25 protein-coding genes, 1 tRNA gene and 4 pseudogenes are annotated in these 21604 nt (G+C 62.5%); 11 read left to right on the plus strand and 19 right to left on the minus strand.

The features are described from left to right. Positions 1-9: 9 nt before the first annotated feature. The 6 genes and pseudogenes from HK436_RS05950 to HK436_RS33415 form a co-directional block, all read right to left on the minus strand. Positions 10-816, minus strand: a complete 807-nt coding sequence (locus tag HK436_RS05950; RefSeq protein ID WP_173188056.1) for a purine-nucleoside phosphorylase — start codon at positions 814-816, stop codon at positions 10-12. Further along, a pseudogene (gene cdd / locus HK436_RS05955) lies at positions 813-1207 on the minus strand (cytidine deaminase). Before cdd ends, HK436_RS05950 begins: the two are co-directional and overlap by 4 nt. A 22-nt stretch (positions 1208-1229) precedes the next feature. Next, positions 1230-2201: an ABC transporter permease gene (locus tag HK436_RS05960; RefSeq protein WP_173188060.1), complete on the minus strand. Its 972-nt coding sequence runs from the start codon at positions 2199-2201 to the stop codon at positions 1230-1232. 1 nt (position 2202) lies between these two features. Further along, a pseudogene (locus tag HK436_RS05965) lies at positions 2203-3341 on the minus strand (ABC transporter permease). Continuing rightward, positions 3338-4258 carry an ABC transporter ATP-binding protein gene (locus HK436_RS33410; RefSeq protein WP_376769150.1) on the minus strand — a complete coding sequence of 307 codons (921 nt, stop codon included), beginning with the start codon at positions 4256-4258 and terminating at the stop codon, positions 3338-3340. Before HK436_RS33410 ends, HK436_RS05965 begins: the two are co-directional and overlap by 4 nt. Positions 4259-4423: 165 nt before the next feature. Then, positions 4424-4869, minus strand: a pseudogene (locus HK436_RS33415) (ATP-binding cassette domain-containing protein); the annotation flags it as partial. A 146-nt stretch (positions 4870-5015) separates the two neighbouring features. Between HK436_RS33415 and HK436_RS05975 the strand changes: the two are divergent. Genes HK436_RS05975 through HK436_RS05985 form a run of 3 tightly spaced genes read left to right on the plus strand, consistent with a single transcriptional unit; the run spans position 5016 to position 6828 of the window. Next, complete coding sequence (locus HK436_RS05975; RefSeq protein WP_173189980.1) at positions 5016-6191, plus strand: iron-containing alcohol dehydrogenase; 1176 nt, start codon at positions 5016-5018, stop codon at positions 6189-6191. After that, the gene (locus HK436_RS05980; RefSeq protein WP_312860570.1) at positions 6188-6625 is read left to right on the plus strand and encodes an acyl-CoA thioesterase; all 438 of its coding nucleotides are present in this window, start codon (positions 6188-6190) and stop codon (positions 6623-6625) included. Before HK436_RS05975 ends, HK436_RS05980 begins: the two co-directional genes overlap by 4 nt. Further along, complete coding sequence (locus HK436_RS05985; RefSeq protein WP_173188064.1) at positions 6622-6828, plus strand: SlyX family protein; 207 nt, start codon at positions 6622-6624, stop codon at positions 6826-6828. The genes HK436_RS05980 and HK436_RS05985 overlap by 4 nt, the downstream gene beginning before the upstream one ends. A gap of 28 nt (positions 6829-6856) precedes the next feature. Here the strand turns inward: HK436_RS05985 and HK436_RS05990 are convergent, their stop codons facing one another. Further along, on the minus strand, positions 6857-7654 hold the full coding sequence (locus tag HK436_RS05990; RefSeq protein WP_173188066.1) for a DUF4394 domain-containing protein: 798 nt from the start codon (positions 7652-7654) through the stop codon (positions 6857-6859). A 176-nt stretch (positions 7655-7830) separates the two neighbouring features. Between HK436_RS05990 and HK436_RS05995 the strand changes: the two genes are divergently transcribed. Together HK436_RS05995 and HK436_RS06000 are read left to right on the plus strand one after the other, a co-directional pair. Continuing rightward, a complete protein-coding gene (locus HK436_RS05995; protein ID WP_173188068.1) occupies positions 7831-8382 on the plus strand; it encodes a sigma-70 family RNA polymerase sigma factor in 552 nt (183 codons plus the stop codon). After that, entirely contained in the window at positions 8379-9149 is a 771-nt protein-coding gene (locus HK436_RS06000; RefSeq protein WP_173188070.1) for an anti-sigma factor, read from the plus strand. Before HK436_RS05995 ends, HK436_RS06000 begins: the two co-directional genes overlap by 4 nt. On the opposite strand, the gene HK436_RS06005 is transcribed toward HK436_RS06000, so the two are convergent. The 4 genes from HK436_RS06005 to HK436_RS06020 all read right to left on the minus strand — a co-directional run bounded on the left by HK436_RS06005 (position 9118) and on the right by HK436_RS06020 (position 12699). Then, complete coding sequence (locus tag HK436_RS06005) at positions 9118-10338, minus strand: MFS transporter (protein ID WP_173188072.1); 1221 nt, start codon at positions 10336-10338, stop codon at positions 9118-9120. The two genes, HK436_RS06000 and HK436_RS06005, sit on opposite strands and share 32 nt — an antisense overlap. 119 nt (positions 10339-10457) lie before the next feature. Then, positions 10458-11453, minus strand: coding sequence for a BMP family lipoprotein (locus tag HK436_RS06010; protein ID WP_173188075.1), 996 nt, complete (start codon positions 11451-11453; stop codon positions 10458-10460). 222 nt (positions 11454-11675) lie between these two features. Beyond that, complete coding sequence (gene msrA / locus HK436_RS06015; protein ID WP_173188077.1) at positions 11676-12341, minus strand: peptide-methionine (S)-S-oxide reductase MsrA; 666 nt, start codon at positions 12339-12341, stop codon at positions 11676-11678. 31 nt (positions 12342-12372) lie between these two features. Next, the gene (locus HK436_RS06020) at positions 12373-12699 is read right to left on the minus strand and encodes a hypothetical protein (RefSeq protein WP_173188079.1); all 327 of its coding nucleotides are present in this window, start codon (positions 12697-12699) and stop codon (positions 12373-12375) included. A gap of 207 nt (positions 12700-12906) precedes the next feature. Between HK436_RS06020 and HK436_RS06025 the strand changes: the two genes are divergently transcribed. Further along, a tRNA-Ser gene (locus tag HK436_RS06025) sits at positions 12907-12996 on the plus strand. A 223-nt stretch (positions 12997-13219) separates the two neighbouring features. Here the strand turns inward: HK436_RS06025 and HK436_RS06030 are convergent. The 5 genes from HK436_RS06030 to HK436_RS06050 form a co-directional block, all read right to left on the minus strand. Further along, complete coding sequence (locus tag HK436_RS06030) at positions 13220-14047, minus strand: transglutaminase-like domain-containing protein (RefSeq protein ID WP_173188081.1); 828 nt, start codon at positions 14045-14047, stop codon at positions 13220-13222. A gap of 10 nt (positions 14048-14057) precedes the next feature. Further along, positions 14058-14321 (minus strand): DUF1488 family protein, encoded by a 264-nt coding sequence (locus HK436_RS06035; protein ID WP_173188083.1) that lies wholly within the window; start codon positions 14319-14321, stop codon positions 14058-14060. Positions 14322-14642: 321 nt separating this feature from the next. Then, positions 14643-14882 (minus strand): hypothetical protein, encoded by a 240-nt coding sequence (locus HK436_RS06040; protein ID WP_173188085.1) that lies wholly within the window; start codon positions 14880-14882, stop codon positions 14643-14645. A 107-nt stretch (positions 14883-14989) separates the two neighbouring features. Continuing rightward, positions 14990-15358 carry a hypothetical protein gene (locus tag HK436_RS32885; protein WP_312860506.1) on the minus strand — a complete coding sequence of 123 codons (369 nt, stop codon included), beginning with the start codon at positions 15356-15358 and terminating at the stop codon, positions 14990-14992. Next, a complete protein-coding gene (locus HK436_RS06050) occupies positions 15355-15618 on the minus strand; it encodes a hypothetical protein (RefSeq protein WP_173189982.1) in 264 nt (87 codons plus the stop codon). Before HK436_RS06050 ends, HK436_RS32885 begins: the two co-directional genes overlap by 4 nt. A 508-nt stretch (positions 15619-16126) precedes the next feature. Between HK436_RS06050 and HK436_RS06055 the strand changes: the two genes are divergently transcribed. The 5 genes from HK436_RS06055 to HK436_RS06075 all read left to right on the plus strand — a co-directional run bounded on the left by HK436_RS06055 (position 16127) and on the right by HK436_RS06075 (position 19477). Further along, entirely contained in the window at positions 16127-16444 is a 318-nt protein-coding gene (locus tag HK436_RS06055) for a co-chaperone GroES (protein WP_173188089.1), read from the plus strand. A gap of 37 nt (positions 16445-16481) precedes the next feature. Then, positions 16482-18116, plus strand: a complete 1635-nt coding sequence (gene groL, locus HK436_RS06060) for a chaperonin GroEL (protein ID WP_173188091.1) — start codon at positions 16482-16484, stop codon at positions 18114-18116. A gap of 72 nt (positions 18117-18188) precedes the next feature. Next, positions 18189-18581: a hypothetical protein gene (locus HK436_RS06065; protein WP_173188093.1), complete on the plus strand. Its 393-nt coding sequence runs from the start codon at positions 18189-18191 to the stop codon at positions 18579-18581. Positions 18582-18654: 73 nt separating this feature from the next. After that, entirely contained in the window at positions 18655-18831 is a 177-nt protein-coding gene (locus HK436_RS06070) for a hypothetical protein (RefSeq protein WP_173186367.1), read from the plus strand. 430 nt (positions 18832-19261) lie between these two features. After that, the gene (locus HK436_RS06075) at positions 19262-19477 is read left to right on the plus strand and encodes a hypothetical protein (RefSeq protein ID WP_173188095.1); all 216 of its coding nucleotides are present in this window, start codon (positions 19262-19264) and stop codon (positions 19475-19477) included. Between the two features lie 361 nt (positions 19478-19838). Here the strand turns inward: HK436_RS06075 and HK436_RS06080 are convergent. The 3 genes and pseudogenes from HK436_RS06080 to HK436_RS33425 form a co-directional block, all read right to left on the minus strand. Further along, a pseudogene (locus tag HK436_RS06080) lies at positions 19839-20419 on the minus strand (IS3 family transposase); the annotation flags it as partial. A gap of 375 nt (positions 20420-20794) precedes the next feature. After that, on the minus strand, positions 20795-21112 hold the full coding sequence (locus HK436_RS06085; RefSeq protein ID WP_173188097.1) for an alpha/beta fold hydrolase: 318 nt from the start codon (positions 21110-21112) through the stop codon (positions 20795-20797). Continuing rightward, positions 21004-21384 (minus strand): alpha/beta fold hydrolase, encoded by a 381-nt coding sequence (locus HK436_RS33425; protein ID WP_376769132.1) that lies wholly within the window; start codon positions 21382-21384, stop codon positions 21004-21006. Before HK436_RS33425 ends, HK436_RS06085 begins: the two co-directional genes overlap by 109 nt. Positions 21385-21604: the final 220 nt, after the last annotated feature.

Consider the following 21604-nt stretch of genomic DNA (forward strand, 5'->3'; position numbering starts at 1 on the left):
GGCCGGCGCCTACCCGTCGACCAGTCCGTCGGCGAACATTTTCTTCAGGATCGTTGCGAGACGCTGGCCGCCGAGCGGTGCCATCTCCTTCGTCTCGTCGTGCGAAAGCTCGCTGCCGGTCATGCCAGCGGCAAGGTTGGTGATGACCGAACACGCGGCCACGCGCAGGCCGAGGAAACGCGCGACGATCACCTCCGGCACGGTCGACATGCCGACGGCGTTGGCACCCATGATGCGCGCCATGCGTATCTCTGCAGGCGTCTCGAAGGATGGTCCGGAGAACCACATGTAGACGCCCTGGTGGAGCGCCGTGCCAGTCGCTTCCGCGGCCTTCTCGAATGCGGCGCGCATGCCGGCGTCGTAGGCTTCGGTGAGCCCGACGAAGCGTCTATCGGTCGGCTCGCCGAAGAGCGGGTTGGTGCCGGAAAAATTGATGTGGTCGGTGATCAGCATCACTGAGCCGGGCCCCATATCGGGCTCCAGCGAGCCCGCCGCGTTGGTGAGGATCAGCTTCTCGATGCCTATCCCGGTCAGCGCCTCCAGCGCCGGCCGCATGGCTGCGGGATTGCCGTGCTCGTAATAGTGGGCGCGTCCGGCCAGCATGATGACAGGCGTGCCGCCGAGGTCCCCGGCGACGAGCTGCCCCGCATGGCCGGTCACGCCGCTGTGCGGAAAGACCGGCAGCTCGGCATAGGGGATGCGAACCGCGTTCTCGACCTCGTCGACGAGGCTGCCAAGCCCGGAGCCTAGAACCAGCGCCGTCTTGGGCGTGCGCCCCTCCAGTGCCTCGGTGATCTTGGCGATGGTGCGGTTCATTTCAGGATGTCTCCGGCAAAGCCCAGCGGCAGGATCTCGCCCATGGTCAGGGTCTGGACGACACCCGTTTCGTCGCACAGGTGAAGCCGTGCGTCCGGCCCGGCGAACTCGGCGAGCCGCTGGCGGCAGCCGCCGCAGGGCGTGATGCGCGGCATCTTTTCGGCGACCACCGCGATCTCGGTGATCCTGCCGCCGCCGCCCATCACATAGTGGCCGAGCGCCGTCGTTTCCGCGCACCAGCCCTCGGGATAGGACGCAACCTCGATGTTCGCGCCGGAAAAGATACGCCCGTCCTCGGTGCGGAGCGCGGCACCGACCGGAAATCTGGAATAGGGCGCATGGCACTTCGCCATCGCTTCGCGCGCGGCAAGAAAAAAAGATCATGCGACATGGCGGCACTCGAACACTTTCAATCAACGCTCCTTCACATAGGGCACGCCGCCGGCGCGCGGCGGGATCGCCTTGCCGATGAAGCCTGCAAGCAGGATCACGGTCAGCACGTAGGGCAGCGCCTGGAAGAATTGCACCGGCACGCGGCCGACCAGCGGCAGCGGCGTGCCCTGCAGGCGGATCGCCAGCGCGTCGAGGAAGCCGAACAGCAGGCAGGCGAACATCGCCGGCACCGGCCGCCACTTGGCGAAGATGAGAGCCGCGAGCGCGATGAAGCCGCGACCGGCGGTCATGTCCTTGACGAAGCCGGCATTCTGCGTCAGCGCCAGATAGGTGCCCGCAACGCCGCAGAGTGCGCCGGTGATGAGTACGGCGCGATAGCGCAGCCATGTGACCGAGATGCCTGCGGTGTCGACCGCGGCCGGGTTTTCGCCCACTGCGCGCAGGCGCAGGCCGAAGCGGGTGCGGAACAGCACCCACCATGTGGCGAAGACCATGAAGAAGGCGAAATAGGCGAGGATCGATTGGCCGGAAATCAGCTCGTAATAGACGTAGCCGACAACCGGGACATCGCGCACGGCCTCGGCAAACGGAAGGGTGATGGCACCGAAGCGGCTGTCGCCGCCGAGCGAGGGCGTGCGGCCGCCCTGGCTGAACCAGGCCTGACCGAGAATGATGGTGGAGCCGGCAGCTATGAAGTTGATGGCAACGCCCGAGACGATCTGGTTGCCGCGATGGGTGATCGAGGCAAAGCCGTGAACGAGCGCAAGAAAACCGGAAACGAGGATCGCCGCGCCGAGCCCATACCACGCGGAGCCGTAGACGGCTGCAGCCGCGCCGGCGGCGAAGGCGCCGGCCAGCATCTTGCCCTCGAGGCCGATGTCGAAGATGCCGGACCGCTCGGAGTAGAGACCCGCAAGGCAGGCCAGCAGCAGCGGGATCGACAGGCGGATCGTCGAGTCGAGGATGACGACGAGGGTGTTGAAGAACTCCATCTCAGGCGTCTCCCTGCCGGGCAGCGGTCACGCCCATGGACTTCGGACTGAGGCTTGCAAACAGCGCCTGAACCGAGGGCCGGAACATGTGCTCGAGCGCGCCGGCAAACAGGATGACGAGGCCCTGGATGATGACGATCATGTCGCGGCTTATTGCGGGCATCTCGAAGGCTAGCTCCGCGCCACCCTGGTAGAGCATGCCGAACAGGATAGCGGCCGGGACGATGCCGGCCGGATGCGAGCGGCCCATCAACGCCACGGCGATGCCGACGAAACCCGCGCCGGTGACGAAATCGAGCTGAAGCCGATTCTGGTCGCCCATCACCGGGTTGAGGGCCATCATGCCGGCGAGCGCACCGGAGATCATCATGGTGATGATGATGATGCGCGCCTCGCCGATGCCGGCATAACGCGCGGCCTTGGGGCTGAAGCCCTGGGTGCGGATCTCGTAGCCCAGCTTCGTGCGCCAGATCAGCAGCCAGACGAGGAAGGCGCAGAGCAGCGCCAGCAGAAACGATATGTTGAACGGCGACGAGCGCACGGTGAAGCCGAACGCCTCCATCAGCCAGTTGAGCTTGGGGAGCTGCCCGCCATCGAGGAAGGTGCGGGTCTGCGGCGCCATCGATCCGGTGGGCTTGAGCACGCCCACCAGCAGATAGACCATCAGGCTGGCGGCGATGAAGTTGAACATGATCGTCGTGATGACGATATGCGAGCCGCGCTTGGCCTGCAGATAGGCGGGAATGAAAGCCCAGGCCGCACCGATGGCCGCCGCGCCGAGAATCGCGAGCGGGAAGGTGAGCCACCACGGCAGAATGGAATCAAACGTCAGACAAACCAGCGCGACGCCGAGCCCGCCGACATAGGCCTGCCCCTCGCCACCGATGTTGAACAGGCCGCCGTGGAAGGCCACCGCAACCGCAAGGCCGGTGAAGATGAAGCTCGTCGAATAATAGAGCGTGTAGGCGATGTTGCGTCCACCGCCGAATGCGCCCTCGACCATGATGGCGGCTGCCCGGAAAGGGTTCTCCCCACCAGCAGCACGACCAGCCCCGCGACCGCGAAGGCGACGACGAGATTGATGACGGGGATCAGTCCATAGTCGGCCCAGGCCGGAAGCTTTGCGTAGGGCGCGCTCATTCCGCGGCCTCCTGTTGTTCGACGCCGGCCATGAGCAGGCCCAGTTCGCCTTCGCTGGCCTCGCCGTCGCGCTCGCCGACGATGCGACCGTCGAACATCACGAGAATGCGGTCGGACAGCGAGCGGATTTCGTCCAGCTCCACCGAGACCAGCAGCACGGCCTTGCCGGCGTCGCGCATGTCGATGAGGCGCTTGTGGATGAACTCGATGGCGCCGACGTCGACACCGCGCGTCGGCTGGCCGACGACCAGAACGCCCGGGTCCTTCTCCATCTCGCGCGCCAGCACGATCTTCTGCTGGTTGCCGCCGGAGAAATTGGCCGTCTTCAACCGCTCGTTGGCGGGGCGGATGTCGTATTTCTCGATCTTTTCGCGCGCATCGGCGCGGATGGCCTCGATGTCGAGAAAGGGCCCTCGCAAATACTGCTTGTGGTCGTGATAGCCGAGGATCGAGTTCTCATATTCCTCGAACGGCAGGACGAGGCCGACATAATGCCGGTCCTCCGGAACATGGGCGAGCCCCCTGTCGCGCAACTCGCCGGGGTCGGCCAGCCCGGTCACGTCGATCGGCTTGCCGTCGAGCATGACGGTGCCGGATTCGGCGCGGCGGATGCCGGCGATGGTTTCAAGAAGCTCGGACTGGCCGTTGCCGGCAACGCCTGCGATGCCGACGATCTCGCCGGCGCGCACGTCGAAGGAGACGTCGTTGACCATGGTCACGCCGCGCGAATCCTTCACCGTCAGGTTCTTGACCGAAAGCTTGAACTCGCCGGGTTTGGCTGCGCCCTTCTCCACCTGTAGCAGCACGCGACGCCCGACCATAAGCTCGGCCAATTCCTCGACCGTGGTTTCGGCGGTCTTGCGCGTGGCAACCATCTGGCCCTGCCGCATGACCGAGACGTTGTCGGTGATGGCCATGATCTCGCGTAGTTTGTGCGTGATCAGGACGATGGTCTTACCCTCGTCCTTCAACTGGGCGAGGATACGGAACAGATGGTCGGCCTCGGCCGGCGTGAGCACGCCGGTCGGCTCGTCCAGGATCAGGATCTCGGCGCCCCGATAGAGCGCCTTGAGGATTTCCACGCGCTGCTGCAGGCCGACAGGCAGTTCCTCGATGATCGCGTTGGGATTGACTTCGAGGCCGTATTCCTTCTCCAGCCGCACGAGTTCCGCGCGCGCCTTGGCGATGGAGGAGCCCAGAAGCGCCTCGCCTTCCGCGCCGAGAATGACGTTTTCCACAACGGTGAAATTCTGCACCAGCATGAAGTGCTGATGGACCATGCCGATGCCGGCCGCGATCGCGTCGTTCGGCGTGCCGATCTGGATCGGCTTCCCCGACACGCGATCTCGCCGCTGTCGGCCTGATAGAAGCCGTACAGGATCGACATCAGGGTCGACTTGCCCGCGCCGTTCTCGCCGATGATGCCGTGAATGGTGCCGCGCGGAATCTCGAGATGGATGTCCCGGTTGGCGTGAACCGCGCCGAAACTCTTGTTTATGCCGACCAGTTCGATCGCAGCTTCTGCCATGCGCCCGATCAACCCCTCTGGAACTTTGTTTTTATCGTTTGGTCAAGACATCTAGCATGGCGATTTCCGCCTTGCCAATGCGCTCAACTTGCCACAATCCCGGTTCACTCTCGACAAATCAGCGCGCCCTTGTCAATTTCGACGGCATGGATACCCACGCCTTTGCCCCCTTCACCTTCAACACAACCCCATCCGTGATCTTCGAGCCGGGGGCCGCGCGCCGGTTCGGCGCGCTCGCCGGCCGCAAGCTCGGACGGGTGGTGCTGTTCGTCACCGATCCCGGCCTGCGCAAGCTCGGGCTTTGCGACAATGCGATAACATCGCTGGAGGCGGAGGGTGCGACCGTCACCATTTTCGACGCGGTCGAGGCGGACCCTTCGCGCCAGACACTTGAAAAGGCGGTGGAAGCAGGCCGTACTGCAGGCGCCACGGGTCTCGCGGGTTTCGGCGGCGGATCGTCGCTCGACGTCGCCAAGCTCGCCGCCCTGCTGATCGGCTCCGGAGAGGATCTCGACACGGCCTGGGGCGTGGCGCAGGCCAAAGGGCCGCGCCTGCCGCTGGCACTGGTGCCCACCACTGCGGGCACCGGATCGGAGGTGACGCCGGTCTCCATCATCACCGTTGGCGAGGAAGAAAAGCGCGGCGTGTCCTCGCCAATCATCTTGCCCGACATCGCGGTTCTCGACGCCGAGCTGACACTGGGCCTGCCGCCGGCAATTACCGCCGCGACCGGTATCGATGCGATGGTGCATGCGATCGAGGCCTATGCGTCCAGGAACGCCAACAACAACCCGCTGTCGCGGATGCTCGCCCGGCAGGCGCTACAATTGCTGGGGGCCAATATCGAAACGGCCGTGCTCGACGGCAGCAACATCGAGGCGCGCGGTGCGATGCTGCTGGGGTCCATGCTGGCGGGCCAGGCCTTCGCCAACTCGCCGGTCGCCGCGGTGCACGCGCTTGCCTATCCAATCGGCGGCACGTTCCACATTCCACACGGGCTTTCCAACGCGCTGGTGCTGCCGCATGTGCTGCGCTTCAACGCGCCGGATGCGGCGCATCTTTACGCGGAGATCGCTGCCGACGCGTTTCCGCAGCTCGCCGCCGAGGACGGCGTGCAGGGTCGCTGCGCGGCCTTCATTGAGGAACTGGCGACGCTGTCGCGCAGGGTGGGGCTGCAACCGCGATTGCGCGATGTCGGCATCGGCGAGGAGCATCTGGCGAAGATGGCTTCAGACGCGATGAAGCAGCAGCGCTTGCTGGTCAACAATCCGCGCGACGTGAACGAGGCCGACGCGCTGGCGATCTATCGGGCGGCATGGTGAGCGAGCGCCCCACCCCATCGAGCCGCGGCGACTACCGCGCGTTCCGCACGATTGCGACGCGCTGGATGGATAACGACCTCTATGGTCACATGAACAATGTGGTGCACTATTCGCTGTTCGACACGGCGGTGAATGGCTGGCTGATCGAACAAGGGGTGCTCGACATCCACAAGGGCGAGCAGATCGGTCTGGTCGTGGAAACCGGCTGCCGCTATTTCTCGGAGATGGCGTTTCCCGACATGGTCACGGCCGGCATTCGTGTGGCGCGGCTCGGCTCGTCGTCGGTGCGCTACGAAGTCGGACTTTTTCGCAACGAGGAGCAGACGGCCGCCGCAGAAGGTTTCTTCATTCACGTGTATGTCGACCGTGCAACGCGCCGGCCGAAGCAGCTCGATACCGGCCTGCGCGCCGCTCTGGAAGGCATCACGGCATGAGCGACGAGGCGCGCCTGACCCAACTCGAAATCCTGGCGGCCGAGCAGGAGAAGACCATTTCGGAGCTGTCGCAGGAGATCGCCGAACAGTGGAAGACGATCGACAAGCTGCAGCGCAAGCTCGACGCCTTGACCGAACGTTTCCTGGAACTGGAAGAACAGGCTTCACCGGACGTCCCGGTGACGAAGCCGCCGCACTGGTAGCGGCGGCTTCGCGGGTGGGGATACGAACTTACATCGCCGGCAGGATGGCGATGTCGCGCAGCGTGCCGTCGAGGCCGCTGAATTCGGACTCCATGGTTGCCGCACCACTTTCGACATTGACGGTGTAGAGGCCGTTGCCGGCGGCGAGCCAGAGAACGTTGTCGTCGATGGCGCGCACCTCGAAATCGATGGCGTAGTGATCGGCGCCTTCGATGCCTAGCATGCCAATGGTGGCCAGCGTGCCGTCATTCGGCGCCGTCTGGCGCAGCAGCGCACCCAACGACGCGTCGATGTCCCACATCGAGGTCTTTTCCGGCTTGTCCAGCCCGTTGGTGTAAGCGGTGGCCACCACGTTGGGCGTGGCTTCGGCGTTCGCGTCGCCGGGCTCGAAGTTGAGGCTCCCGTCGACGGTCGCAGCGCCGGTCTCGACATCGATGCGCAGATTGGTGCCATCCGAGCCCATCAGGCGAAGCTTGTCAGCGACCGGGTTGAAGTTGACGCTGGCGGTCACGCCGTCAGGCAGCTTCTCCGACAGTTCAGCGCCCATGGTGGCGGCGCCGCTCTCCAGGTCGATCGTCACGATCATGCCGTTTCCGTCAACGCCGTAGAGCATCTTGTTCGACGGACGTACGTCGATACCCATCAGGCTATCGACGCCTTCAACCTCGACGCTGCGCGTGACTTCGGCATTGTCGGTGTCAAACCATACGAGGGTCTTGTCGCCGACGAGACCGACTGCGGGTGCTGCGGTGGCCGCGGCAGTCAGCGCGATGAACGATGCGCCAGCGAGCGTGGAACGGATGATTGTCCGGGTGGTGGGCTTCATGGCTTGTCTCCTCTAGGTGTAAAATGGCGTTGGCGGCACATGTCCGCATGGTGGTTACCCGCGAGGCACGCCTGCTGGATGCAGCGAGAGAAAATTTTCTTCCGTCTGCATCGTTTCGATGATTTCGCGTGTAATCTGCATATCGGGCTGGCTGGTGCGAGGAGAGCGATCGCTGCATGAGTGCGGACAATCAGGACGATGCGAGTACCCTTCTCCTCGAACGGGTTGCCGCCGGAGATCGAACCGCGCTCGCGGAACTGTTCAAGCTCGAGGCCGGCCGCCTTATCGCGGTCGCGCGACGCATCGTGCGCCGAGCCGACCTAGCCGAGGAAGCGGTGCAGGACGCATTCGTCACCATCTGGCGCAAGGCCACCATGTTTGACCCGATGCGCGGCTCCGGGCGGGCATGGATGACCAGGATGGTTCGCAACCGTGCATTGAACATGGTTCGTGACGGCCAACGCATGGAATTTGTAGAGCCGCAGATGCTGGCAGAACTTGGCGACGCTGGCAGCGACGCGGATCTTGCCTATGAGGCGCTGCCCGCCGCAAGCGACCTGCGGCGCTGCCTCGATCAGCTGGAACCCGTACGCCGCCGCTCCATCGTTCTGGCTTATGTGGGAGGCTTCACGCACGGGGAAATTGCCGGGAGACTCAAGGCGCCGATCGGCACTGTCAAGGCATGGATAAGACGCGGCGTCATTGCCTTGCAGGAGTGCATGTCATGAGCCGCGAGGAACGCATGGCGCGTGCCGGAGACTATGTGCTGGGTCTGATGGACGAGAAGGAGCGCACACGCGCGGAACGCGACATGGAGGTCGATGCGGAGTTTCGCGACTGCGTCATCCATCTCGCCGAACGCTTCCATGCCTTCGACAAGGACGTGGCGCCCGCCGAGGTTCCCGGCGATATGTGGCAGACGGTTGCCGCGCGGATTGCCGACATGCCGCAGATGACCGCGGCAGACATCGCCCGTGAGCGCCTCGATTTGACAACCTTGCAAGCGCCCGACCCCAGCCGCAAGGGGATACTCCAGTTGAAGCGGCCCTACGCACACCAGTTCGCCGGTTGGCGCGGGGGACTGATCGCCGCCTGCCTGATCGGGGCGCTGGGCGTCGGCTATCTGTCCGGGCAGGCGATGGGACCTGCGCCCGAGCCGGTCGTCGTCGTCGTGCTGGCCGATGAAGACAATGCGCCGGGCGCTTTCGTCGAAGCCTACGGAAACGATGCCGTCCGCATCGTTCCGCTGGTCGATTTCGAGGTGCCGCAGGGCAAGACCCTCGAAGTCTGGACACTTTACGACCGCGACGTCGGCCCGGTGTCGCTCGGAACTTTCGGACGCTCGACCGAGATCACCCTGCAGGGCCCGGACCAGCCCATGCCGCAGCCGCAGCAGCTCTACGAGATCACGCTTGAGGATGCGCCCGGCTCGCCGGTCGGGCGCCCGACCGGACCGATCCTGGTCAAGGGGCTCGCGGTGCGTCCGCCGCGCTAGCTTTCGCTGCCGGGTAGCGGCTCAGGATAGGAAGCATGCAGGCGAGGCCCACAACGGCCACCGCCGACAGGAACCATCCGAAGCCGGACCAACCGAACGCCTCGACCACGGATGCCGCCAATGGTGGGCCGAATACGGTTCCCAGACCGCCAGCCTGGCAGACGAGACCGATGGCCACCGGAACCGAGCCGCCGCGAGGCGTAATTAAAGGAATTGCCGCGAACTGCGCGGACGCCACCAGAGCGCCCGAGATTGCCAGCGCCAAGACCGAAACTGTCGCAAGCACCGGGTCCGCAAGCGTGAAGGCCGGAACCCCGGTTGCCGCACTGACGGCAAAGCCGAACACGGCAAGCCGTGCCATGTAGCCGGCGCCTCTACCTCTCACCAGGACGCTGGCGAGAATGTTGCCGACGGGCACGCTCAGCGCGACCACGCCGGCGGAAATGAGGAAATGCGCGCCATCGCCGGCCACGAAGGTTGGCATGAAGGTAAACATGGAGACGGACAGGACCACGAACGCGCCGAATGCGACGGCCACCAGCACAACCGGCAGCGACAAGGTCTTCGACACGCCGCCCGTCGCGCCGGCTGGCGCGGAAACCGCAATGCCGCTGACGAGCCAGAGCGCGCCTGCGGCCAGAACGGCAAACAGCAGCACCATCGTGAGCAGATAGGCCGGGGGCGCATAGAATGGCAGCATCGCCAGCGCCAGAAAATCCGACGTTGCAAAGCCCAGCGGGACGAACCCGCTCCAGATCGCCAGCACCGGCCCCTTCCAGTTGACCGGAGAGATGTCGGCGAGAATGGCCGGCAGCGCCACACACAGGGCAAGATAGCCGACAGCCTCGACCAGCCTTGCCGCAAAGATCGCAACGGGCGTTTCCGCCAGCGCGAGCGCGATACCACCTGCTGCCAGGAGCAGTGCACCGGTCATGATGGAACGCTTGAGGCCTATCCGGTCGATCAACCAGCCCGCGGGAAGAGCGGCCAACGCAATGAAAATGCCGAGGATCGCCGCCAGCCAGCCGGCCTCGACCAGCGAAAACCCGACCTCGTTGCGATACCAGGGAATGAGCGGCGCGATCTTGCCGAGCTGCGCGCCCGTCAGCACGCCGGCAAGCAGGATGAACACGATCGCCATAAGGCGCGGCGCGATTGCATGGGAGGGGCCGAAGGAATCAGAGCTCATTGCGGGCCACGATAGGCAATGAACGGCGGTCGGTCATTGCACAGAGCGCGAAAACTCATGCGCCAAAGAAAACCGCCGGGCTCGCGCCCGGCGGTTCGCTGCAAGACTTCCGTTCCCGATCAGTACGGGCAGGAATTGTCGCTCATGAAGTCGTGGACCTCGATCTCGCCGGCGATGATCTTCGCCTTGGCTTCCTCGACGGCGGCCTTCATCTCGTCGGTGATGAGCTTCTCGTTGTTTTCATCGACGGCATAGCCGACGCCGTCCTCGGCGAGGCCGAGCACGTTGATGCCGGCGCTGAACTCGCCCTTCTGCGCGTCCGTGAACGCGTTGTAGACGGCCACGTCGACGCGCTTGAGCATCGAGGTTAGCACGCTGCCGGGATGCATGCCGTTCTGGTTGGAGTCGACACCGATACCGAGCTTGCCGGCGTCCGCCGCAGCCTGAAGTACGCCAACGCCCGTTCCGCCCGCCGCATGGTAGATAACATCCGCGCCCTGATCGATCTGCGAACGAGTGATTTCACCGCCGCGCGTCGGATCGTTCCAGGCTGCCGGCGTGTCGCCGGTGTAGTTACGGATGACGGTGGCTTCCGGGTTGGTCTCCATCACGCCCGATGCGTAGCCGCACTCGAACTTGCCGATGAGCGGGATCTGCATGCCGCCGACGAAGCCGACCGTTCCAGTCTCGGATGCCATCGCGGCCAGCACGCCGACGAGGTAGGAGCCTTCCTGTTCCTTGTAGACGACGGAGCGCACGTTCGGCTTGTCGACCACCATGTCGATGATGGCGAAATCGGTATCCGGGAACTCCTCGGCGACGATTTCGAGCGCGGACGCCCACGAAAAACCGGCCATGACGATCGGGTTACGGCCATCCTCGGCAAAGCGGCGAAGCGCCTGCTCGCGCTGGGCGTCGTTCGAGATCTCGAACTCGACATATTCGATGCCGGTTTCGGACTTGAACTTCTCGGCGCCGCCGAACGATGCCTCGTTGAACGACTTGTCGAACTTGCCGCCGAGGTCGAACAGAAGACCCGGCTTGATATCTTCCTGCGCGAATGCCGTAGCGGTCATCGCGGTGGCGGCCAGAAGGCCGAGAACAAAACGCTTCATATGATCCACACCCTGTCGGTTGCTTTTTGGCTTCACGACGCGAGCTGCCGGCTTGCAACAAGCGGCTACCCCCGTCCGGCAGGGGTTTGAGCCCCCGCTCAGATTTTACTGTTGCACGAGCGTTGCAAAAACTCACGCAGAATTTTGACCTTTTGGATAAGAGCAGGAGCACCGGAAACCAAGTGGCTCCGGCGCTCAGCCCTACGCGGTCTGCCGTTGCAATCAGGCGCTGACGGGCGCGGGAACGGCGCAGGCGACGCCGGTGCCCTTCAGGCCGCAATAGCCGAACGGGTTCTTGGCGAGATATTGCTGGTGGTCGGCTTCAGCGAAATAGAATGCAGGCGCCGGCTCGATCTCGGTGGTGATGCGCGAACGGCCGGCAGCGGCCAGCGCATTTTCGTAGGCCTCTTTCGAGGCGACGGCCTCGGCGTGCTGGGCATCGATGGTGGTGTAGATCGCCGATCTGTACGTCGTGCCGACATCATTGCCCTGGCGCATGCCCTGCGTCGGGTCGTGGCTTTCCCAGAAAATCCGCAGCAGCTCCGCATAGGAGACCTCGGACGGGTCGTAGACCACCATCACCACCTCGGTGTGGCCGGTCAGGCCCGTGCAGGTTTCCTGATAAGTCGGATTGGGCGTCACGCCGCCCTGATAGCCCACCGCCGTCACCCACACACCCGGCGTTTCCCAGAACAGGCGCTCGGCGCCCCAGAAGCAGCCCATGCCGAAATAGGCGACTTCCAGCCCTTCCGGATAGGGGCCATGCAGCGGGCGTTTTGAGACATGGTGCTTGGACGCGGTCGGTATCGCGCGCTCACGGCCGGGCAGCGCCTCCTTGGCGGTCGGCGGCTTCAGCTTCTTGTTCAGCATGTCGCTCAGAAAGAACATCTCTTCGCTCCTTTCGCCCTTGCGGGCATTGTCAGCGCTGTACCACGAACCGGCTGGCGGTGCGTTCTCGCCTGCGCCCCGCAATTGCAAGTAAGAGAGCAAGGCCGGCAAACACCGCAAACCCCGGCAAGCTCAGAAAGCCGGTCGCCAGCGGATCGGAGAAGAAGCCCGGCAAATTCTCTGAAATCGATCGCTCAACCGTTTCCAGCGTCGACGGCGCCACGGCGGCCCAGGAATCGCCTAGCGGCGTCAGAACAAGGGCGCTCGCCGCGATCGACCGCGTCGCATCCAGCACCGCCATGATGACGGCGATGGCAAGCATGACCATGGACAACAGGCGCAGCAGTGCTTTGAACATGAAACGTAACGGGCCGTTTGCCCGCGCCGGCGCGACGACAGGCTTCTTCTCCCATCAGATAGGCAAGGAAGGGCACATTGGCAATCGCCGGCGATGTGGAAGCCATCAGCGCGTTCGCAGGAAAGAACGCATTCACGGCTTGGCATTCGGCAAAGGATCGACTAGATGAGCGCCATCGACCGCCCCGCATTAGCGGGGACGTGCTGCGGAGAGGTGGCCGAGTGGTTGAAGGCGCACGCCTGGAACGCGTGTATACGGGAAACCGTATCGAGGGTTCGAATCCCTCTCTCTCCGCCATTTCAGCTTGCCATGCAGTTGCTTTTATTGGCTTTTCTCAAATCCCTTGGGGTACAAACCCTCAATTCACCCCACATTTTTCCTGGATCCTAGTGGACTACATCGTTGCTTTAGCGCGGCACCGCCCGTAGCGGCACTATTCCTTGCCTTTCTCGGACTGAACATCGACAAATGTCTGCAATGCGCCCCCATTTCGGTCGTTCGGGTCAGATGCCAGTGCTCCTTAAAGCGGACATGTCGAACTCGGAGCCGGTACCTCGTACGTCCAAACCCTGAAGGCTTTCAGGCCATGCGGTCCGAAGGAATTGATGAGCGGGATGTCGGCCGCGTCGCGGCCGCGTGCGACAACAATCCTGCCAATCCTCGGCGTATTGTTGCGCGGATCGAAGGTATGCCAGTCGCCATCGAGGAAGACCTCCATCCAGGCGCTGAAATCCATCGGATCGACGACCGGCACGCCGATGTCGCCGAGATGGCCGTTGATATAGCGAGCGGGGATGTTGAGGCATCGGCAGAACGTGATCGCAAGATGCGCGAAATCCCGACAAACGCCAACGCGCTCGTTGAATGTCTCGAAAGCCGTCCGCGTCGAACGGGCCTGCATGTAGTCGAAGCGGATTTGGTTGTGCACGAAGTCGCAGATCGCTTGCACGCGACCCCAACCCGGAGGGATCGCACCAAAGAGGTCCCAGGCAGTCTGGCTGAGACGGTCGGTTTCGCAGTAGCGGCTGCCCATGAGGTAGACGAGGCAATCGTCCGGCAATTCCGGCACCGGCATCTCCCGGGCACCCAGCAGAATCCGGTCCGGCCTGCCGTCGTCCTCGATCGTGGCATCGCCCCACATGGTCAGGTCGCCATCCGGCGCGACCAGACGTTGGCAGCGGTTGCCGAAGAGATCGCGGTAGGTCGACACCGCAACGTCGGGAGTGGTGAATATCGTTTCGGGAACCCTGATATCAGCGGCGCGCTCCTCGTGGACCGAAAGCAGGCAAACCAACGCCGTCGGCTGCTGGCAGGTCAGCGTGATCTCGTAGCCGTAGCGGATCAGCATCGCGAGCCGCCTAGCGGAAATCCGCGACGGTCAGAGTGTAGGACGGCCGGCGCCCGCGCGAATAGGCCTTGCGTGCGATATCGTGGATGGAACTGCGCGCTGCGTCGAAAGCGGTGAGGAAATCCGTCTCGGTCTGTGAGGTCGTGACAGCTCGATGAAGGGCGGCAGTCTCGACAAAGAACGGTACTTCGAACATGCCGTCATGGCCGATGAACCGAACGGCGTCGCGAGCTTCATCGAAGCTGCGGCTTCTGTTGGGAAACTCCAGCGTCATGGCTCGCAATCCTCGATTGGACATCGTTCGATCGGTGTGCGTGGCAGGAGGCCCCCTGAGCCATGCGACGTCCCTGGTTGCCCCGGTTGAGGGACAGCATGCCTTCGGTGGCGTCGACCCGATCGAGGTTGGTCATGTTCTGACCCCCTGACCTCGCAGGAACACCACTGAACACATGGTAGACGGTCCAGGAGCGATCCGTTTCGATGCGACGGCCATACTGTTCGTTCGGGGCATGACGGCCAGCGCCACCTTCATTCTCCCAGACGCCGATTGCGAGAAGATTGCGCAGACGTTCGGTATTATCATCCTGTGGGTTCATCATCGCGAAATTCCTTCGTTCGTCTCCTCGGCGTCGAGAGCGCCGGTATAGAGCACCGCGCCGGCCGCGTCGGTGATCGTTAGGGCATCCGGCCGTTGCGGCATGTCGAGGGTCAACGAAAGCTGCCGTGCGACTTCCATTGCGTCGTCGAGATCCGCGGCCTCCATCATCTCGCGACCGACGACGGCATGCGCGTCGTCGGTGCCCCGCGTGCGGTAGAATTCGATTACGATCCGCATCGCCATCCTTCGTAGTTCCGCAGAAGCGTCATTGCCGTCAGCTCTTGCCTTTGCCGCGTGAGGCGTTGGCGTCCGTGGCGAGCTTGATCTGGTTGCCGAAGGTGCTTTCAGGCTTGGGCGGAGCCTTTTCCTGCTTCGGCTTTCTGATCTCGCGATTGCTTCGTTTCTGTCCCTTGGCCATGGCCAAACGTCCTTTCGATGAGAGTTGCGCCGTCACCGGGCCGCGACATGCCTGCCGGCTCGAGACTGTCCTGTGTCGTCACCCGCTCATGACGTTCGTCGTCATTGCGGATGCGATATTGGGGTGAACCGCCCGTAGGCGGCAGCGTGGCGGTCACGTGGTAGATGTCCGCAGGCAAGGCCGACCTTCCAAAACCGCCCTTCAGGCGGACGCTCTGCCCGACCGCAAAGAGATGCGTTGGGGTCTCCCGCCGCGTCGCCCGGGCGGCATGTCGGATAAGGCTCGTAGAGGTCATGGCTGTTGTTGGTCCTTTTCAAGTACTGAGTCGAGATCGGCGGGGTCAATCGGCACCATCTGCTGCGTCTGACCGTTCATGCCGATGGCCGGCAGGTGGACAAAGGCGCCGACACGTCGCCAGGCAAGACGGGACAGGACCTCGATCAGTTCCTCGTCCTGGTCGACGCGATAATCGCCTGCAGGCTGCGGGGCGTCGAAGCCGGGCAATTGAAAGGGCAAGGAGAGCCGGACGACGGTCTGCGTGGTACGGGTAATCATTGTCAGATGCCTCCGCAGGAGCATGCGCATGCGCCGCCTGCATAAATCCCATCCGAACCGGAACAATCCCGATGCTGCCAGTACATCCGTGGTAAGCGTCGGGTTCATTCCAGGTTTCGAACGGTCGGCATGCGCGCCCGCTTGGCGCGATGCAAATGCTGTCGAGAAGCTGGGTGGTGATTGGCGGGTCCAAGTCTCTGACACCGCGAAGCCAAATCGGCCAAATCAACGTGCCTTATAGATACGCTTCAATCTTGCTCCAAACAAGGGCGCCCGCGCGATTTATTTGCAGGCCGACCCTAGTCGCCCTGATTCCTTGGATTCGGAGAAAGTTCTCACTGAGAAAAAGAGCCGAATTGGTCAGAAAGATACGAGATTTCTGCCTTAAATTACTGAGTTTGATACTATCAGCCACTCAATAATAATTCTGGCACTCCTATCATTCGGGTGCCAAAGGCGCTACATTGATGATGTGGTCGCCCTAAGCGCCGACCTCAGAAAGAATCCGATGAAATTCCGGCCACTCCACGATCGTGTCGTCGTTCGACGCGCGGAAGGCGATTTGATGTCCAAGGGCGGGATCATGATTCCCGACACGGCGAAGGAAAAACCCCAGGAAGGCGAAGTGATAGCCGTCGGCCCCGGCTTGCGTGACGAAAGCGGAAAGCTGGTGCCGCTCGACGTAAAAACAGGCGACGCGATCCTGTTCGGCAAATGGTCCGGCACCGAGATCAGGATTGATGGCGAAGACCTTCTGATCATGAAGGAGGCCGACATCATGGGAATCTTCGAGAAAACGGAGGGGGCCACCAGAAAAGTGGCCTGATCGATCCCCGATCTCAACATCGAACTGGACGAACATCATGTCTGCCAAGGAAATCAAATTCTCCACCGACGCGCGCGATCGTATGCTGCGCGGCGTCGAATTGCTCAACAACGCCGTCAAGGTGACGCTCGGTCCGAAAGGGCGCAACGTCGTCATCGACAGGGCCTACGGCGCGCCACGCATCACCAAGGACGGTGTGACCGTCGCCAAGGAAATCGAGCTTTCCGACAAGTTCGAGAACATGGGCGCGCAAATGGTGCGCGAAGTGGCCTCGAAGACCAATGACCTTGCAGGCGACGGCACCACCACGGCGACAGTTCTAGCCGCTTCCATCTTGCGCGAAGGGGCCAAACTGGTCGCCGCAGGCATGAACCCGATGGATCTGAAGCGCGGCATCGACCAAGGCATTGCCGCCGTCGTCAAGGAAATCCAGGCGCGGTCCAGCAAGGTAAAATCGTCAGGCGAAATAGCGCAAGTCGGCACGATTGCAGCCAATGGAGATGCCACGATCGGCGAGATGATCGCCCGAGCCATGGACAAGGTTGGTACTGAAGGCGTCATCACCGTCGAGGAAGCGAAGTCAGCGGAAACCGAACTGGATGTCGTTGAAGGCATGCAGTTCGACCGCGGCTATCTCTCGCCCTATTTCGTGACCAATCCCGAGAAGATGCGCGTCGAGCTCGAGGATTGCTACATCCTCATCCACGAGAAGAAGCTCGGCAACCTTCAGGCCATGCTGCCGATCCTCGAAGCGGTTGTGCAAAGCGGCAAGCCGCTGCTGATCATCTCCGAGGATGTCGAGGGCGAGGCGCTCGCCGCGCTGGTCGTCAACAAGTTGCGTGGCGGCCTGAAGGTCGCGGCCGTGAAAGCTCCGGGCTTCGGCGATCGCCGCAAGGCCATGCTGGAAGACATCGCCGTGCTGACGGCCGGCCAGATGATCTCCGAGGATCTCGGCATCAAGCTCGAGAACGTCACGCTCGACATGCTCGGCCGCGCCAAACGCGTGGTCATCGAGAAGGACACGACCACGGTGATCGACGGCGCTGGCGATAAGGCCAGCATCGCCGCCCGTATTTCCCAGATCAAGGCGCAGATCGAGGAAACGACCTCGGACTATGACAAAGAGAAGCTCCAGGAGCGGCTCGCCAAACTCGCCGGTGGTGTCGCGGTGATCCGTGTCGGCGGCGCAACCGAGACCGAGGTCAAGGAAAAGAAGGACCGCATCGACGATGCACTTAACGCGACGCGCGCTGCGGTCGAGGAAGGCATCGTTCCCGGTGGAGGCGTGGCCCTGCTGCGCGCCAGGAATGTGCTGGCCACGCTGGCCGGTGGTAATGCCGACGTCACCGCAGGCATCTCGATCGTGCTTAGGGCGCTCGAGGCCCCGATCCGGCAGATTGCAGAAAACGCAGGCTTCGAGGGCTCGATCGTCATTGGCAAGCTGGCAGACAGCAAAGACCGCAACCAGGGCTTCGACGCGCAGACCGAATCCTATGTGGACATGATCAAGGCCGGTATCGTCGACCCCGCCAAGGTCGTGCGCACCGCCTTACAGGATGCCGGGTCGATCGCCGCCCTGCTGATCACAGCCGAGGCGATGATAGCTGACAGCCCGCCGAATAATGCGACCCCAGCCGGCAACGGCGGGGGCATGGGCGGGATGGGATACTGAGCAATGCCGCAGCCGTTCGGTCACCCTGGCCGGAAGGTCGATCCTCAACAGCAATCAGGAAGGAACATTTCCATGGCTACGCAGAGCAATGTTAACAAATCGGTCGCCCAGCGCTGGGACGACTATCGGCCAACAAAATCGACGCTCATCTGGGCGTGTGCCGCGGCGGCTGTCGCCACCATGATCGTCGGATTTTCGTGGGGCGGCTGGGTCACCGGCGGTACATCGCGCGATCTTGTCTCGACAGCGGAAAACGCGGCGCGCGGCGAACTGGCAGGCGACATCTGCGTCGAGCGCTTCAATGCCGCACCGAACTCGGCGGCACGCCTGGTCGAACTGAAGGCGATAACCAGCAGCTCAGCCCAGCGACAATTCGTTGAGGCTGGCGGCTGGGCGACGATGCCTGGGCAGACCAGTCCCGACAGGCGCGGCGCCGAAGCCTGTGCGGTTGCACTGACTGCCTGAAACTCGCCGGAATTGAAACGGCTTCCGCCGGGGCATCCGTCCCGGCGCACATTTCCAATCAACTGAACAAGGAGTGCGACTGATGATCACCTTTGTAAAGAAAGCCGAGCCTCAACCTGCGCCTGACGAAAGCAAAGAGAACCGTTTCGAACAGATCCGCGAGGCCGCAAAGGAGAGGCATCGGAAATCCGACACCGACGGCACCCGCCGCCGCGCCCGCCAGGCGGCCGAGGACAACCGGCTGATCTGAGGTGCACGCGTCCTACCAGAAAAGGCAGCATCCGATGAAATATCTTGATCGAATAACGACGGAACCGTCGCTCTGGCTTCTGATACTGATGTTCGGGGGCATGGCCGGCACGATCCTTTACATGGTTTTCACCAGCATCACCTATTGAGTGATAGTCGGGTGTGAAACAAGGCGCATCGGCACGCCGAGTTTCAGATATCCGCGACGGGTCGGAACTGAAACGATGGAACGCAACAGCCATCAGATCGGTAAGCGGACGCCGCGCTGAGTTTCGATCATCGCGGTGAAGGCGAGTGGTTCCTCGATTACGGCTGAAATATTGCACTTCTGCAATGGTTGTGTGGTCGCAGGGAGTTTGGACACCAGTTCGCCACAGTGCTGCCTTCAGTTAATCTAGGGGATTTACGCAAGGGGGAATGGGAGAATAGTCATGCTGGTCGATATCGGCCCCGCTAAGCGGATTGGAACCAGAAAGAGTATTCTGGATCGCCCGCTGATCGATGAGGACGTGACGTCCTTTAACGGAGAAACGGTTTTGACTTTCTGCGCCGACGGAGTGCATGGGGTGGGGGCACTGTACCGCTACGAGCTTCGCCTTACGACAGCGGACATGGACTTGCTTCGCGCAGCCGTCGGTTCCGCCTAATCATCCACCTCGTTGGGAAACGTCCTGCAACGCGAGCACGACAGTGGCCTCGTTGGGCCGCCGATAGTTTGTTGCTTTCCGTGCCAAAGAAGCACCAATTGTCAAATCGTGAGCAATGTTACTGGCATGCTGAGACAGAGAGACATATCGCGCTCCCGCCATGGCGAGTAGCAGGTATGCCCCGATACTTTTTCACGTCATGGATGGCCACGCTATCGTCGATACCGAAGGTCTCGAACTTGAGAACGACACAGTTGCCCGCACAGAGGCTCTTCGTGGAGCCGCAGAAATGATGGCTAATCGCGGGATGACGCTCTGGCTTGGCAACACCTGGGTGACGACCGTCGTCGACGAGCACGCGAAGGTTTTGCGATACCGCTGCCCGTTCGCCCGTGTCCTTCGGTAGCACACGCCGGCGTGGTCGCGCCCGCAGGGCGTTCTCCCGCATTAGCCGCTCGATGCGGTGCAGGCCGCAGGAGAACCCATCGGCGAGGACATCGTGACAGACCCGACGTGCGCCATAGGTGCGGACGCTGCTCTCGAAGCTTCGATCAATCGTGCGCTGGGAGTCCGGGTGAGCCAGGCATGAAAGCCCGACCGCGACACATCCAGCGCTTCGCAGAGCCATGCCACCGGCCAGATCGAACGGTGCTTTGCAATGAAGGCGAATCTCATATCGCGTCCTTTGCAAAGTGGGTTGCGACCTTTTTAAGATGTCGCGCTCCGCCTTGAGCTTTGCGACCTCCTTGTGCAATCGGTCGATCTCCAACTGCTCAGGTCTCATCTGCCCCTGACCGGGAAACGCATGTTGCGGGTCAGCGCCTAATTCCCTGACCCATTTGCGCAGCACACGCGCGCAGCCTGGGCGACCCACACGCCTCGTTCCTTGACCAGTCTCACCGCGTCAAGCTTGAACTCGCGGCTGAATTTCCTTCTCTGCATTCACAAACTTCGGCTTCGTCAAAAACACCTTGTCTCGGTGTCCACGAAACCGGCAGCAGCCCAAACTCCTACAACTGGCGGACTTGCCAGCAACTGACTGACCTGCTCCAGCGACTGACACCGACGAGAGGAGCGGACGGCGGCTCTATATATGCCTGACCGTAACCGGACGAGCAGAAGACGCCCCGTTCATGCCGAAATCCGAAATCCGAAATCCTTTCGAAGGACGCGTTTCGAGTCGCGGGCAAACCAAGCCAAACGACCGGGTTGGGGTCGTTGGCCGAAGTCATCTTTCTCAGTTTTCCAACCAGAACCGGACAGGCATCAGACGGCCCCGAAAGGGCCACCGAACTTCACCCGGATCAGGTGTCTTCTTTAGCCCGGTCTGGCGGTATCCTCAGATGCCTCAGTCAGAAAATCCGTTAGCAGCGCCGCGCATTCGATGGCATGGCTTGTGATGAGGAAGTGGCCGGCTCCTGGAACGATTGGGGAGCGCGGGTCCGGCAGTGCTTGTTTCAGCGCTTCCATCATAGCGACCATTGCCGGGTTGGCCAATGCGGCTCTGACAAGGAGCACCGGAACCTTCAGAACGGCGTAGTCGTTGCTCGCGGCGTCGAAGCCGAAATCGGTACGCCAGTCCAGGACGTCCGCAGATGCCGTTTCGCGGTAGTAGTTCCGGAAAGGCTCCGGCATTGCGCAAACGTGCCGTCTCCGCCCCAGAAGTCGATGAAGAGACCCGCTGCAAAGGGGTCGTCGTCAACCTCGGCTTCGAATTGACGGCTGAGGGCGTATGCCTCCTGATGGAGCGCATAGTTTGGGTGCGCTCGCAGCACTGAGAGCGGATTGGCCTCGAAGAGCGACACACTCGCGACGTCGATTGCTCTACCGAGACCCGCCGCCAGCGCAACTGTGCCGCCAAAGGAATGTCCGACAAGATGGACATGCCCGCCGGCGCGACGGGTCACCTACTCGACGATCCTCGTCTCGTGCCGCATGTCGAAATCGTCGCGCGTTCGGGTTGCCAAAGTTGTTCCGTAGCCGCAGTGGCTGATCCCTGCGATCCGGTAGCGTCGGACCCGCACCTTTTGGATCGGGCGCCAAGCTGCATGTGTTCTGTAGGAACCAGGAACAAAGAGCACCGTCGGGCTGCTGCCCACTTCGACGTAATCTATGCCGTGCATGCTC

Source organism: Neoaquamicrobium sediminum (assembly GCF_013240295.1).
Taxonomy (GTDB): Bacteria; Pseudomonadota; Alphaproteobacteria; order Rhizobiales; family Rhizobiaceae; genus Aerobium; species Aerobium sediminum.

What these genes read in the sequence shown, in the direction of transcription:
- HK436_RS05950 (WP_173188056.1), bottom strand. Translation starts at nt 816, where the DNA reads ATGAACCGCACCATCGCCAAGATCACCGAGGCACTGGAGGGGCGCACG.
- HK436_RS05960 (WP_173188060.1), bottom strand. Translation starts at nt 2,201, where the DNA reads ATGGAGTTCTTCAACACCCTCGTCGTCATCCTCGACTCGACGATCCGC.
- HK436_RS33410 (WP_376769150.1), bottom strand. Translation starts at nt 4,258, where the DNA reads ATGGCCATCACCGACAACGTCTCGGTCATGCGGCAGGGCCAGATGGTT.
- HK436_RS05975 (WP_173189980.1), top strand. Translation starts at nt 5,016, where the DNA reads ATGGATACCCACGCCTTTGCCCCCTTCACCTTCAACACAACCCCATCC.
- HK436_RS05985 (WP_173188064.1), top strand. Translation starts at nt 6,622, where the DNA reads ATGAGCGACGAGGCGCGCCTGACCCAACTCGAAATCCTGGCGGCCGAG.
- HK436_RS05990 (WP_173188066.1), bottom strand. Translation starts at nt 7,654, where the DNA reads ATGAAGCCCACCACCCGGACAATCATCCGTTCCACGCTCGCTGGCGCA.
- HK436_RS05995 (WP_173188068.1), top strand. Translation starts at nt 7,831, where the DNA reads ATGAGTGCGGACAATCAGGACGATGCGAGTACCCTTCTCCTCGAACGG.
- HK436_RS06000 (WP_173188070.1), top strand. Translation starts at nt 8,379, where the DNA reads ATGAGCCGCGAGGAACGCATGGCGCGTGCCGGAGACTATGTGCTGGGT.
- HK436_RS06005 (WP_173188072.1), bottom strand. Translation starts at nt 10,338, where the DNA reads ATGAGCTCTGATTCCTTCGGCCCCTCCCATGCAATCGCGCCGCGCCTT.
- HK436_RS06010 (WP_173188075.1), bottom strand. Translation starts at nt 11,453, where the DNA reads ATGAAGCGTTTTGTTCTCGGCCTTCTGGCCGCCACCGCGATGACCGCT.
- msrA (WP_173188077.1), bottom strand. Translation starts at nt 12,341, where the DNA reads ATGTTCTTTCTGAGCGACATGCTGAACAAGAAGCTGAAGCCGCCGACC.
- HK436_RS06020 (WP_173188079.1), bottom strand. Translation starts at nt 12,699, where the DNA reads ATGTTCAAAGCACTGCTGCGCCTGTTGTCCATGGTCATGCTTGCCATC.
- HK436_RS06030 (WP_173188081.1), bottom strand. Translation starts at nt 14,047, where the DNA reads ATGCTGATCCGCTACGGCTACGAGATCACGCTGACCTGCCAGCAGCCG.
- HK436_RS06035 (WP_173188083.1), bottom strand. Translation starts at nt 14,321, where the DNA reads ATGACGCTGGAGTTTCCCAACAGAAGCCGCAGCTTCGATGAAGCTCGC.
- HK436_RS06040 (WP_173188085.1), bottom strand. Translation starts at nt 14,882, where the DNA reads ATGCGGATCGTAATCGAATTCTACCGCACGCGGGGCACCGACGACGCG.
- HK436_RS32885 (WP_312860506.1), bottom strand. Translation starts at nt 15,358, where the DNA reads ATGACCTCTACGAGCCTTATCCGACATGCCGCCCGGGCGACGCGGCGG.
- HK436_RS06050 (WP_173189982.1), bottom strand. Translation starts at nt 15,618, where the DNA reads ATGATTACCCGTACCACGCAGACCGTCGTCCGGCTCTCCTTGCCCTTT.
- HK436_RS06055 (WP_173188089.1), top strand. Translation starts at nt 16,127, where the DNA reads ATGAAATTCCGGCCACTCCACGATCGTGTCGTCGTTCGACGCGCGGAA.
- groL (WP_173188091.1), top strand. Translation starts at nt 16,482, where the DNA reads ATGTCTGCCAAGGAAATCAAATTCTCCACCGACGCGCGCGATCGTATG.
- HK436_RS06065 (WP_173188093.1), top strand. Translation starts at nt 18,189, where the DNA reads ATGGCTACGCAGAGCAATGTTAACAAATCGGTCGCCCAGCGCTGGGAC.
- HK436_RS06075 (WP_173188095.1), top strand. Translation starts at nt 19,262, where the DNA reads ATGCTGGTCGATATCGGCCCCGCTAAGCGGATTGGAACCAGAAAGAGT.
- HK436_RS06085 (WP_173188097.1), bottom strand. Translation starts at nt 21,112, where the DNA reads ATGCCGGAGCCTTTCCGGAACTACTACCGCGAAACGGCATCTGCGGAC.